Annotated in this window: 12 protein-coding genes; 11 read left to right on the top strand and 1 reads right to left on the bottom strand. The window is 64.5% G+C overall.

Annotation, left to right across the window (positions count from 1 at the left end):
- Positions 1–112: 112 nt before the first annotated feature.
- Positions 113–760, bottom strand: a complete 648-nt coding sequence (locus tag VR71_RS09465) for a TetR/AcrR family transcriptional regulator (RefSeq protein ID WP_045683290.1) — start codon at positions 758–760, stop codon at positions 113–115.
- A 165-nt stretch (positions 761–925) separates the two neighbouring features.
- Here VR71_RS09465 and VR71_RS09460 point away from each other — a divergent pair, with 165 nt between their 5' ends.
- From VR71_RS09460 to VR71_RS09410, 11 genes are all read left to right on the top strand, one after another.
- The gene (locus VR71_RS09460; protein WP_296430140.1) at positions 926–2,494 is read left to right on the top strand and encodes a trimethylamine methyltransferase family protein; all 1,569 of its coding nucleotides are present in this window, start codon (positions 926–928) and stop codon (positions 2,492–2,494) included.
- A gap of 26 nt (positions 2,495–2,520) precedes the next feature.
- On the top strand, positions 2,521–4,566 hold the full coding sequence (locus VR71_RS09455; protein WP_045683288.1) for an NADH:flavin oxidoreductase: 2,046 nt from the start codon (positions 2,521–2,523) through the stop codon (positions 4,564–4,566).
- Position 4,567: 1 nt separating this feature from the next.
- On the top strand, positions 4,568–5,278 hold the full coding sequence (locus tag VR71_RS09450; RefSeq protein ID WP_045683286.1) for an NAD(P)-binding domain-containing protein: 711 nt from the start codon (positions 4,568–4,570) through the stop codon (positions 5,276–5,278).
- Entirely contained in the window at positions 5,275–7,254 is a 1,980-nt protein-coding gene (locus tag VR71_RS09445; RefSeq protein WP_045683284.1) for an FAD-dependent oxidoreductase, read from the top strand. Before VR71_RS09450 ends, VR71_RS09445 begins: the two co-directional genes overlap by 4 nt.
- A 111-nt stretch (positions 7,255–7,365) precedes the next feature.
- On the top strand, positions 7,366–8,460 hold the full coding sequence (locus tag VR71_RS09440) for an MHYT domain-containing protein (protein WP_045683282.1): 1,095 nt from the start codon (positions 7,366–7,368) through the stop codon (positions 8,458–8,460).
- Positions 8,461–8,564: 104 nt separating this feature from the next.
- The gene (locus VR71_RS09435) at positions 8,565–9,755 is read left to right on the top strand and encodes a phage portal protein (RefSeq protein ID WP_045683371.1); all 1,191 of its coding nucleotides are present in this window, start codon (positions 8,565–8,567) and stop codon (positions 9,753–9,755) included.
- Positions 9,748–9,993, top strand: a complete 246-nt coding sequence (locus VR71_RS09430; protein WP_045683281.1) for a hypothetical protein — start codon at positions 9,748–9,750, stop codon at positions 9,991–9,993. Before VR71_RS09435 ends, VR71_RS09430 begins: the two co-directional genes overlap by 8 nt.
- Before the next feature lie 23 nt (positions 9,994–10,016).
- Positions 10,017–10,574 carry an HK97 family phage prohead protease gene (locus tag VR71_RS09425; RefSeq protein WP_045683280.1) on the top strand — a complete coding sequence of 186 codons (558 nt, stop codon included), beginning with the start codon at positions 10,017–10,019 and terminating at the stop codon, positions 10,572–10,574.
- A 32-nt stretch (positions 10,575–10,606) separates the two neighbouring features.
- On the top strand, positions 10,607–11,788 hold the full coding sequence (locus VR71_RS09420) for a phage major capsid protein (RefSeq protein ID WP_045683278.1): 1,182 nt from the start codon (positions 10,607–10,609) through the stop codon (positions 11,786–11,788).
- 153 nt (positions 11,789–11,941) lie between these two features.
- On the top strand, positions 11,942–12,541 hold the full coding sequence (locus VR71_RS09415; RefSeq protein WP_045683276.1) for a head-tail connector protein: 600 nt from the start codon (positions 11,942–11,944) through the stop codon (positions 12,539–12,541).
- Positions 12,541–12,724, top strand: a 184-nt coding sequence (locus VR71_RS09410) for a head-tail adaptor protein (RefSeq protein WP_045683274.1), incomplete at its 3' end; no start/stop codon positions are given. The genes VR71_RS09415 and VR71_RS09410, both read left to right, overlap by 1 nt.

Genomic DNA, 12,724 nt, shown 5'->3' with positions numbered 1-12,724 from the left:
CTCCCTGATGTCGGGCGGTTTGTCCCGTCCCGGTTTGCCCTTGGTCCCCCAGAGGGCGGTGCTCAATCCTTTCCACAGCTTTGGCAAAAGGTCCAGATGGCTGCATATCGGGTCAGGTGTCGGTGTGGCGCGCCATGAAGCGGTCGGTTTCGGCGGGGGTCGGGGGATGGCCCGAGAAATTCTCGACATAGGCGGGCATGCGCGCGATGCGGATATCACGGGGTTCGGCCACCATCATCGAGATATAGCCGATCTGGGTGTAATAGACGGTATGGGCGCGGGTGTCGGCGTGATCGCTGGCGTAACCGAATCGCTCGAACATGGCGCGGATGGCAGTGATGCGGGTCTCGTCGGTGCGTTGCAGCTTGGCCTTGATCGTGGGATCGCCGAGCGCCCAGTTGCGGATCGCGAAATCGAGGCGGGAATCGAACAGATCGCGGGTGAGCCAGCAATCGAAGAGGTTGTAGAGCGCCTCGTTTATCGTCTCGGCGTAGGCCTCGGTGCGGGCGACGAGATTGCCGGTATTCTGCGCCTCCCAGCGGTCGAGAAGGGCGGCAAGCAGCGCCTCGCGGTCTTTGAAATGCCAGTAGAAACTGGTGCGCGACAGGCCGAGCATCTGCGCCAGTGGCATGACCTTGACCGCCTCCACCCCGGCGGTGACGAGCACCTCATAGGCGGCATTGAGCCACAGATCCTCGGAGCCGCGGGCGGCGGGATCGGGGGCGGGTTTGGCGCGGCGGGTGGTTTGGGGGCTGGTCATGGCCTGAGCCTAGACGGTTTTGGCGCGGCTGGCAAATAACTTGACAGGTTAGTTTGTTTTCTCGACAGTGGTGTCGATTAAGTCTTCACGCCACCGCCGGGTCGTTCCCGGCCAGCCAGGATCAGGCCGATGCCGCACGCGATACCTTCTGAAATATCTCTTGATATGCCTGTTCCGGTTGCGCGCCGGGCGCGCGGCGGGCGGGCCGCCATGCAGGTTCGGCGCGGCACCGGCGCGGGGGCTGGGGTGAACCCGCTACATGTGCCCTATATCACGCGCGGTATTCCCACGCATGACATCGCGTCGGAGGCATCGCTTGATGCGATTATTGCGACCGCGGATCGGATATTGGCCGAAATCGGCATCGAGTTTCGCGAAGACCCCGAGACGGTGCGGCTCTTTCAGCAGGCGGGTGGCAAGGCGCGGGAGGTGGGGCCGGAGGCGTGGAATGTCACGTTCGAGCCGGGGCTGATCCGGGGCCTCTTGGCCACCGCGCCAGCGGAATTCACGCAACATGCGCGCAATCCGGCGAAGTCTGTGCGGATTGGCGGCAAGTCGATGGTGTTTGCGCCGGCCTATGGCTCGCCCTTCGTGATGGATCTGGACAAGGGGCGGCGCTATGGCACGATCGAGGATTTCCAGAACCTGATCAAGCTGGCGCAATCCTCGCCCTGGCTGCATCATTCGGGCGGCACGATCTGTGAGCCGACGGATATTCCGGTGAACAAGCGGCATCTCGATATGGTCTACGCGCATATGCGCTATTCGGATCGCGCCTTTCTGGGGTCGATCACCGCGCCGGAGCGGGCGGAGGACAGTATCGAGATGTGCCGGATGCTGTTCGGGGCGGAGTATGTCGACAGCCATTGCGTGATCATGGGCAATTTCAACTCGACCTCGCCCTTGGTCTGGGACGGGGTGAGCACGCGGGGCATTCGCGCCTATGCCGCCGCTGGGCAAGGGTCGATCCATTTGCCGTTTCTCTTGGGCGGGGCGGTGTCGCCGCTGACCATGCCGGGGGCGATTGCGCAATGTCTGGCCGAGAGCATGGTGGGCTGTGCGCTGACGCAACTGGTGCGGCCGGGAGCACCGGCCATTCTGGGCAGTTTTCTGTCGTCGATGTCGCTGCGCACCGGATCGCCCACATTCGGGACGCCCGAGCCTGCGTTGGGATCGCTGGTGATGGGGCAGATTGCGCGGCGGCTCAATATGCCGCTGCGTTGCGCGGGTAACTTCAGCACCTCCAAGCTACCGGATGGGCAGGCGATGACGCAGGCCATGATGTCGATGATGTCGGCGGTGAATGGCGGGGCGAATTTCATCCTGCATTCGGCGGGGTTCCTCGATGGGCTGCTGTCGATGTCCTATGAAAAGCTGATGCTGGATATGGATATGTGCGGCGCGCTGCATGTCTGGCTCAAGGGGTTGGAGGTCAATGAGGACACGCTGGCGTTTGAGGCGCTGGCCGAGAAGGGGCCGGGGGAGCATATGTTTGGCTGTGCCCATACGCTGCGGCATTACGAGACCGCCTATTGGGACAGCGGGCTGGACGACAACACCACCTATGAGACATGGTCGGAGGCAGGCGGTGTCGATGCGATGACCCGTGCCAATGGCGCGTGGAAAGAGGTCTTGGCGAAGTATGAGGCGCCGCACATGGAGGCCGGGGTCGACGGGGCGCTGTGCGATTTCATCGCGCGGCGCAAGTCAGAGATGGCCGACGCCTGGTATTGAAACGAGAGTGAAGAAAGGCAACGCCCATGTCGCGTGACCCGCTGCTGCAACCCTATCAACTGAAACATCTGACCCTGAAAAACCGGATCATGACCACGAGCCACGAGCCGGCCTATCCTGAGGATGGCATGCCCAAGGCGCGCTATGCCGCCTATCACGCCGAGCGCGCCCGCGCGGGCGTGGCGCTGGCGATGACCGCAGGGTCGGCGGCGGTGTCCAAGGATAGCCCGCCGGTGTTCAATAACGTGCTGGCCTACAAGGACGAGGTGGTGCCCTATATCCGGCAGTTGACCGATGCCTGTCACGAGCATGGCTGTGCGGTGATGATTCAGCTCACGCATCTGGGGCGGCGCACGGGCTGGGCCAAGGGCGATTGGCTGCCCTCTGTGTCCTCGACCAAGCATCGCGAGCCAGCGCATCGCGCCTTTCCCAAGCTGGCGGAGGATTGGGATATTGCGCGCATCATCTCTGATTTCGCCGATGCCACCGAGCGGATGAAAGAAGGCGGCATGGATGGCATTGAGCTGCAGGTTTACGGCCACCTCCTTGATCAGTTCTGGTCGCCGCTGACCAATGATCTTGACGGGCCGTATGGCGGGCAGACCCTCGAGAGCCGGATGAAGCTGCTGCTGGACGTGCTGGCGGCCATTCGCAAACGGGTAGGGACCGAGTTCATCGTTGGACTGCGCTATACGGCTGATGAGGCAGAGGCAGGGGGGATCACGCCCGAGGAAGGCATCGAGATTTCCAAGCGGCTGGCGGCGACCGGCATGGTCGATTTCCTCAACGTGATCCGGGGGCGTATCCATACCGATCCGGCGATGACCGATGTGATCCCGGTGCAGGGGATGAAAAACGCGCCGCATCTGGATTTCGCGGGCGCGGTCAAGGCGGCAACAGGCATGCCCACGTTCCATGCCGCCAAGATCCCCGATGTGGCGACGGCGCGGCATGCGATACAGGCGGGGCTCTTGGACATGGTCGGGATGACGCGGGCGCATATGGCGGACCCGCATATTGTGCGCAAGATCATCGAGGGGCGCGAGGCGGATATCCGGCCCTGTGTGGGGGCGACGTTCTGTCTGGACCGGATTTATGCCGCCGGTGAGGCGCTCTGTATCCACAACGCCGCGACGGGCCGCGAATTGACGATGCCGCATGACATTGCAAAGGCTGCGACGCGCAAGAAGGTGGTCATTGTCGGCGCGGGGCCTGCGGGGCTGGAGGCCGCGCGGGTGGCGGCAGAGCGCGGCCATGATGTGACGGTGTTCGAGGCGCAGCCCGATCCGGGCGGGCAGATCCGGCTGACGGCGCTCAATCCGCGGCGGCGTGAGATGATCAGCATCATCGACTGGCGGATGGCACAATGCGCCGCGCGCGACGTGGTGTTTCATTTCAACACCTTTGCCGAAGTGGGGGATGTGACCGCGCTCAATCCCGATGTGGTGATCGTGGCCACGGGTGGCCTGCCAAATCGCGAGCTCTTTGAGAGCGGCAAGGAGCAGGAGCTGGTTGTTACCGCTTGGGATATTATTTCGGGCGATGTGAAGCCGGGGCAGAATGTCTTGATCTATGATGAAAGCGGCGATCATCCGGGGTTGATGGCGGCGGAGGTTGCGGCGAAGGCCGGGGCGAGTGTCGAGGTGATGACGCCGGACCGGGTGTTTGCCCCCGATATCATGGCGATGAATCTGGTGCCTTATATGCGAGCGTTGCAGGATAAGGATGTGACCTTCACCGTGACGCGGCGGCTCTTGGATGTGACGCGGGATGGCAATCGTCTGAAGGCCAGGATCGGCACGGATTACAGCGGGTTCACGAGCGAGAAGACCTATGATCAGGTGGTGGTGAACTATGGCACGCTGCCGCTTGATGATCTTTACTTCGATTTGAAACCGCTCTCGCGCAATCTCGGCGAGGTGGACCATGACGCGCTGATTGCCGGGCATCCGCAGACGGTTGAGAGCAATCCCGGTGGGGCGTTTCAGCTTTTCCGGATTGGTGATGCGGTGTCGGCGCGCAATACCCATGCGGCGATTTATGATGCGCTGCGGCTGATGAAGGACATCTGAGATGCGTGTCGGATTTCTGGGCACGGGCAGCATTGCAGAGGCAGTGGTGCGGGGCCTGGCACCGAGTGGGCATCAGATCACGGTATCGGAGCGCAATGCCCTGCGGGCGGCGCGGCTGGCGGGCGATTTTGCCAATGTGAGCGTCGCGGGTAATCAGGGTGTGGTGGAGGCGAGCGAGGTCGTGTTTCTCGGGCTGATGGCGGAGCAGGCGGCGGAGGTGTTGGGCGGGCTGCGGTTCCGGGACGATCAGCGGGTGGTGTCCTTTATGGCGGGGATGCCGTTGGAGGACGTCGCGGCGCTGGTGGCACCGGCGCGGGCGGAGGCGGTGATGCTGCCCTATCCGGGGATTGCTGAGGGCGGCTCGCCTATTCTGGCGCTGGGCGATGTCGGGGTGATCGAGGCGCTGTTTGCGCCTGCCAACACGGTTTACCGCTTGCGCGATGCGGCGGAACTGGAGGCCTATCTCTGTGCGCAGGCGGTATTGTCGCCGGCGGTGCAGATGGTCGGCGTCGCGGCGGAGTGGCTGGGCGGGGGCGAAGCGTTTCTGCGGCATCTGGTGGGAAGCAGCCTGATGAGCGGCGAGTGTCAGCCGATGCTGGACGCGCTCAACACCGAAGGCGGTTATAATCAGCGGCTCAGGCAGCATATGGAGGTGGCGGGGATGCGCGAGGCCCTGTGCGAGGGTCTGGACCGTTTGGCGGGGAAGGGATGAGCGCGTTCTCGCATGTGTTTCGCCCTGTCGTGATGGCGGGGCATAGCCTGCGCAACCGTGTGGTGTTTGGCGCGCATACGACCAACATGGCCGAGGACGGTCTGCCGGGGGCACGTCATATCGCCTATTACGAAGAGCGGGCCATAGGCGGGGCGGCGATGATCGTGGTCGAGCCGATGCCGGTGCATCGCACGGCGGTGCTGACGCGGGGCAATTTCCGGCATTCCTCGGATGCGGTGATCCCGGCCTTTGCCAAGCTGACGCAGGCCGTCAAGCGGCATGGGGCGGTGGTGGTGCAACAGCTTTACCATGTCGGCGCGCATGGCGATCAGGACAATAGCTGGCACGCGGCATGGTCGCCCTCGGGGGGGCCAAGTTGGCATGACAGTGATGGCAGCCACGAGATGAGCGTGGCGGAGATCGAGGAGGTCATCGAGAGCTTTGTCGCCGCTGCGGTGCGGTGTCAAAAGGCGGGATTTGACGGGGTCGAGGTCTGGGCCGCCTATCACTGTCTGCTGGATCAGTTCTGGACGCCGATGTCGAACACGCGCGAGGATGAGTGGGGCGGGAGCCTTGAGAACCGCACGCGGTTTTCGCGCGAGATTCTGCGGCGGGTGCGCGCGGCCTGTGGGCCGGGGTTCATTGTCGGGCTGTCGGTGAGTGACGGATCGACCGTTGAGGCCACGCTGGGGCATGAGGCGATGGCCGAGATCGTGGGGTTGCATGATTCCGAGCGCCTGATGGACTATGTCACCTGCGGGTCGGGCAGCTATCTGGATTATCATCCGCTGATGCCGACGTTTCTGTACCCTGAAAAGCTGGGGGTTGATCTGGCGGCGCGCCTCAAGCGCGTGGTGCGCCATGCGCTGGTGACAGCCGAGAGCCATATTCGCACGCCCGAGAATGCCAATACGGTGCTGGGCGCAGGCGAGGCGGATATGGTCTCGATCGTGCGGGGGCAGATCGCCGATCCGCATCTGGTGGCCAAGGCCAAGGCGGGCAGGCCTGAGGACGTGCGCGGCTGCATTTCGTGCAATCAGCAATGCTGGGGGCGGCGGAGTCGGGATTACTGGATTTCCTGCCTGATCAACCCGTCGGTGGGCTGGGAGCACGACTGGGGCGGGGATCGGTTCAGCCCGGCGGCGCGGGTGCAAGGTGTGCTGGTTGTGGGCGCTGGGCCTGCTGGGCTGGAGGCGGCGCGGGTGGCGGCCGAGCGCGGGCACCGAGTGCAGTTGCACGAGGCGGGGCCCGAGATGGGCGGGCAATTCCGGCTGGCGGGATTGCAGCCGAGGCGGGCGCAGATTTTGGACCTGCTGGGCTGGTACGCGCGGCAATTGGCGCGGCTGGGGGTTGAGGTGCGGTTCAACAGCTATCTGGACGCGGGCGAGATTGCCGCGATAGGGGCGGATCATGTGATCCTCGCCACCGGGTCTTTGCCTGCGGGGACCGGGTTTCAGAAGGCGATCCCGCATCTGTCGGCGCTGCCGGGGCTCGATGGCAATGTCTGGCCGGTCGAGGATGTGATGGGGCGCGCGGCGCGGCTGGGGCCTCGGGTGATCGTGCTCGATGAAGGTGGCAATTGGCGTGGCGGCGGCACCGCTTGGCATCTGGCGGAAGCGGGGCATCAGGTGGTGATCGTGACGCCGCAGGCTATGGTGGGGCGCGAGTTGGAACGCTCTGCCGCCGATGTGCCATTGCGGCGACGGCTGGCGGCGCTGGGTGTGCGGTTTGTGACGGAGAGCGCGATCACCAGCTGGCAGAACGGCGGGGCTGAGGTGGTGGACCTGCTGACCGGCGCGCGGTCGCATGTGGCCGCGGATAGTCTGGTGCTGGCGACGACCAATCGGGCGGATGTGAGTTTGCGCGATGAGTTGGCAGCGCAGGGCGTTGTTGCGCGTCTGATTGGCGATGCGCATGCCCCGCGACTGGCGGCGCAAGCGTTTCACGACGGGCGCAAGATGGCGCTGGTGCTCTGAGGTCAAGAGCCTTGTAAGGCAGCCTCTGGCGACATACGATCCGGACCTAGGGGAGGAAGAGCGCGGCGGGGAGGCCGCTCTCTTGCGGTTTGCTCAAGCCGTTGGATCGACATGGAATTTCTGGAGTATTCGCATAACCTCTGGCTGGTGGTGGCGTCGCTGAGTGTTTCGCTCGTGGCGGCCTTTACCGGGTTTTCGCTGACCCGTGGCATTGCCGTGCAGCCGGTGGCCTTGCGTAAACTTTCTGTGACCCTGGCGGCGATTGCGCTGGGTGGAGGCATCTGGTCGATGCATTTCGTGGCGATGCTGGGGCTGCAACTGCCGATTCCGATTTATTACGATGCAATGATCACGCTTGGGTCGGCTCTTATTGCGATCCTGATGGCGGGCGCGGCGCTGCTACTGCTGCATTTCTATCCGCGCACGCGGGCGAGCCTGACGGCGGCGGGCTGTGTCATTGGCCTTGGCATCGTCGCGATGCATTATCTGGGCATGTCGGGGCTGCAACTCTGCCGGGCGGTCTATACGCTGCCGGGGGTGGTGTTTGCAGTGCTGGCGGCCTGCGGGTTGAGCGTGGCGGCGATCTGGGTGGCCTATGGCCAGCGGCGGCCGCGCAATATCCTGCTGGGCACGCTGGCCTTTGGTACGGCGGTGTTTCTAGTGCATTTCGCGGCGATATTCGGGACGCGGTTTGTGGCGGTGCCGACGGTGCAAGAGATCGGGCCGGTGATGGGCAATGAGGTACTGGCGTTGGGGGTGTTGATCAGCTCGTTTGTGCTCTGTGGCGCGTTTCTGCTGACGGGGGTCACCTTTCTGGCGCAGGGGGGCAAGGCAGAGGGTGTGGTGGCCAAGCCGTCTGAGGCGGTTCCGGTGCTCCGGCGCATTCCCTATGAGCAGAACGGGCAGACGCATTTCATCGACGCGCGCGATGTGGCGTTTTTGCGGGCCGAGGGGCATTACACGCTGCTCTATGCCGGGACCAACAAGCATTTCTGCACTTGGTCGATCACCGAAGCCGAGCGGCGGCTGAGCCCCGGTCCGTTCCTCAAGGTGCATCGCAGCTATCTGGTGAACCCGGCGCATGTGGCGCATTTCGAGCGGCGCAAGGACAATGGCTTGTGTCATTTCCGGCTTGGCGGGCAGGATGTCACCACGCCTGTCAGCCGGTCGCGTCTGGCGGAATTGCGTGAGGCGTTGGGGGTCTGAGGGCCCGCGCACGGTCTGATTTACTTTCCTTAAACCTTTGACGGTCTGATGCCTCTCAAGCGGGCAAGAGGCCTGGCATGAGCGGGATCAAGGAGAGCAGCGCGATGATACTGGATTTCTTTCGGCAAGGTGGCACTGCGCCGGACGCGGTGCCCGAGCAGAAGGCAAGTGCCACGGGCCGCGTGATGGCGTGGCATGGGGCGGGGCGCGTGGCCTGGAGCCCGCGCGATACTGTCAGCCTGACGCGCACCGGCTTTGCTGGCAATCCGGTGGGGTTTCGCTGTGTCAAGATGATCGCCGAGGCGGCGGCGGCGCTGCCGCTCATCTTGCAGGGTTGCGAGCAGCGATTTGCGGTGCATCCGGTGCTGAGCCTGATCAAATGCCCCAACCCGGCGCAGGGGCGGGCGGAGCTTTTCGAGGCGCTTTACGGCCAGCTCTTGTTGACGGGAAATGCCTATGTCGAGGCGGTGGGCGCGGGCGGCGTGCCGGTGGAATTGCATGTGCTGCGCTCGGATCGGATGAGCGTGGTGCCGGGGTCGGATGGCTGGCCGGTGGCCTATGAATATGCCGTGGCGGGGCGCAAGCATCGGTTCGATGTGCGCGAGGGCGTACCCTGTATTTGCCACATCAAGAGCTTTCATCCGCAGGATGATCATTATGGGCTGTCACCCCTGCAAGCGGCGGCGCAGGCGGTGGATGTGCATAATTCCGCGAGCCGCTGGTCGAAGGCACTCTTGGACAATGCCGCGCGGCCTTCGGGGGCGATTGTCTATAAGGGGGCTGATGGGCAGGGGGCGATGTCGGGCGATCAATATGACCGGCTGGTGAGTGAGATGGAGGCGCATCATCAGGGCGCGCGCAATGCTGGGCGTCCGATGCTGCTGGAAGGCGGGCTTGATTGGAAGCCGATGGGGTTCAGCCCCTCGGATATGGAATTCCAGAAGACCAAGGAGAGTGCGGCGCGCGAGATTGCGCTGGCCTTTGGCGTGCCGCCGATGCTGCTGGGTATTCCGGGCGATGCGACCTTTGCCAATTACCAGGAAGCGAACCGGGCGTTTTACCGGCTGACGGTTTTGCCGCTGGCCATGCGTGTGGCGGCGACGATCTCGGCTTGGCTGGGGCGGATGAGTGGCGAGGCGCTGGATCTTGCCCCCGATCTGGATCAGGTGCCGGCGCTGGCGGCGGAGCGCGATGCGCAATGGGCGCGGGTGGGTGCGGCGGAGTTTCTGAGTGACGCGGAAAAGCGCAGCCTGTTGGGCCTGCCTGCCGTGGCGGCGGAGGAGGCGGATGGTTGAGCGGGGCGCGCCGCCGCCGCGCTATGGGTTCGAGGCGTTCGACTGCGCGCCGGGGCTGCGGCTGGAGGCGCATGAGCGGGTCTCGGAGTTGCAGACCCGCGCGATGACCGAGCGGTTGGAGCGGATGGAGGCGGCGCTGGAGCGGTTGGAGCGCCGGTTATGGCTGGCGGTTTACGGCGTGGTGGCGGCGATTCTGGCGCAGGCGTTTCAGCCGCTGTTGGCGGCATTGCCGGGGTGAGGCAGAGCGAAAGGATGAGGCGGATGGAGATGGAGACAGGGCTGGAGCGCAAGTTCGCGCGGCTGGATGGCGCGGTGCTGAGCGTGAGCGAGGCGGGGCAGATCGAGGGCTATGCCAGCCTGTTTGGCGCGCCCGATCAGGGCGGCGATATTGTCGAGCGGGGCGCATATGCGGCCTCTCTCGGGCGGCTGGCCAAGGAGGGGCGGCGGGTCAAGATGCTGTGGCAGCATGATCCGGCGCAGCCGATCGGGATCTGGGACGAGGTGCGCGAGGATGCGCGCGGTCTCTGGGTCAAGGGGCGGCTGCTAGAGAGTGTGGAAAAGGCGCGCGAGGCGGCGGCGCTGATTGCCGCCGGGGCGATTGACGGGCTGAGTATCGGCTATCGGACGCTGCGCGCGGCGAAGAATGACAAGGGCCAGCGGCTCTTGCGGGAACTGGAGCTGTGGGAGGTGTCGCTGGTGACATTTCCGATGCTGCCCAGTGCGCGGGTGATGGCCAAGGGCGATGCCCCGGAGGCCCAAACCCTGCGCGAGATGGCGGCGGCGTTTGACGCGGCCCGCCGGGAGATGGCGCAGGTGTAGCGCCCGAGCGACGACCCAATCTGAAGGATGGAATGATGACAACCCAAGCAAAGGCTCGGGCCGGGGAAGATCTGTCTCCGGTGGCCGAGGTGAAATCCGCAGTGGCGGGTTTTCTGAGCGAATTCAGCGGCTTTCGAGCCGAAATTCACAATCGACTGCAACAGCAAGAAGAGAAAATGACCATGTTTGAACGCAAATCCATCGCCCTTGCGCGTCCACATCTTGCCGCGACCTCTGACGGGTCTGCGCCGCATCGCAAGGCGTTTGACGCCTATCTGCGCGGCGGCGACGATGACGGGCTGCGGGGTCTGGAGCTGGAAGGTAAGGCGCTCAATACCGCGATTGCGGGCGAGGGTGGCTATCTGGTCGATCCGCAGACTGCCGAAACGATCCGTTCGGTGCTGAGCACGACCGCGTCGATCCGGGCGGTGGCCAATGTCGTAGCGGTCGAGGCCACCAGCTTTGACGTGCTGGTGGATCACACCGATGTGGGCCATGGCTGGGCCACGGAAAGCGGCACGGTGCCCGAGAGCGATACGCCGGTGATCGACCGCATCAGCATCGCGCTGCATGAGTTGAGCGCGTTGCCGAAAGCCAGCCAGCGGCTGCTGGATGACAGCGCCTTTGACGTCGAGGGCTGGCTGGCGGGGCGTATCGCTGACAAGTTTGCGCGCGCCGAAGCGGCGGCATTCGTGGCGGGCGACGGTGTGGACAAGCCGCGCGGATTTCTGACGCATCCGAGTGTAGACAATGACGTCTGGGTCTGGGGCAATTTGGGCTATGTGCCGACCGGCGTTGCGGGCGCGATAGCCGGGCCTGAGCCGATTGTTGATCTGGTCTATGCCTTGGGCGCGCAATACCGCGCCAATGGCACCTTCGTGATGAATTCCAAGACCGCAGGCACCATTCGCAAGATGAAGGATGCCGATGGGCGGTTCCTGTGGTCGGATGGTCTGGCGACGGGAGAGCCTGCGCGGCTGATGGGCTATCCGGTGCTGATCGCCGAGGATATGCCCGATATTGCCACCGGGGCCAATGCCATTGCCTTTGGTGATTTCCATGCCGGGTACACGGTGGCCGAGCGCCCGGATCTGCGGGTGTTGCGCGATCCCTACAGCGCCAAGCCGCATGTCCTCTTTTACGCGACCAAGCGGGTGGGCGGCGATGTGTCTGACTTCAAGGCCATCAAGCTCTTGAAATTCGCCGTCTCGTAAGGGGCTGCGAAGAGGGTTGGGGGTGTGGTGGCCCCCGTCCCGAGGCGCGTGCCGTTCGGGTGTGGCGTTGTCCAGCTTTCCCCTCCGTCCGTGCAACGCCGGATGGCGCGCGCCTGAACCACCGGAGGGGTCCGGGATATATGGAGTAGGTCCATGATGTTAATCGAAGAAACCGCGGCGCCCCCGGCCGCGCTGCCGCTGGCGGAATTCAAGGCGCATCTGCGGCTGGGCACGGGGTTTGCGGATGACGATATCCAGGACCCGGTTCTGGAGAGTTTTCTGCGTGCGGCGCTGGCCGGGATCGAGGGGCGCACCGGCAAGGTGTTGCTGGAGCGAGAGTTTTCATGGGCGCTACGCGTGTGGCGCGATGCGGCGGGACAAGCGCTTCCAGTGGCGCCGGTGCGTGCGGTGCTGAGCCTGAGCCTGCGCAACCGGGCTGATGAGGTCGAGGTGATTGATCCGGCGCTTTACCGTTTGGAGCAGGATGCGCACCGGCCGGTTCTGCGGCCCGTTGCGGCAGTTTTGCCCACGATTGAACGCGGCGGTGTGGCGGATATCCGGTTCCGCGCCGGTTATGGCGCGGCTTGGAGCGATTTGCCTGCCGATCTGGTGCAAGCGGTGCTGATGCTGGCGGCGCATTACTATGAATATCGGCATGAAACGGGTCTGAGTAGCGGCTGCATGCCCTTTGGCGTGGCGAGCCTGATCGAGCGCTATCGCACGGTGCGGTTGCTGGGCGGGGGCGCGCGGTGATGGCGCGCCCGAGGCTGAACCGACCCCTCGTTCTGGAAGGGGCGGTGCGTCTGCCTGATGGCGCGGGTGGGGTCACAGAGGTCTGGGAGGCGCGCGGCACGCTCTGGGCTGAGGTCAGCGCGCGCACGGGGCGCGAGGCCGAGGCCGAAGGCGTGGCTGTGGCGCGGGCGGGCTACCGGATCA

It is taken from the genome of Roseovarius sp. BRH_c41, from assembly GCF_000961715.1.
Lineage (GTDB): Bacteria > Pseudomonadota > Alphaproteobacteria > Rhodobacterales > Rhodobacteraceae > Roseovarius.
The sequence above is the reverse complement of the archived record's forward strand: the minus strand, read 5'-3'. Positions and strand labels throughout refer to the sequence as shown.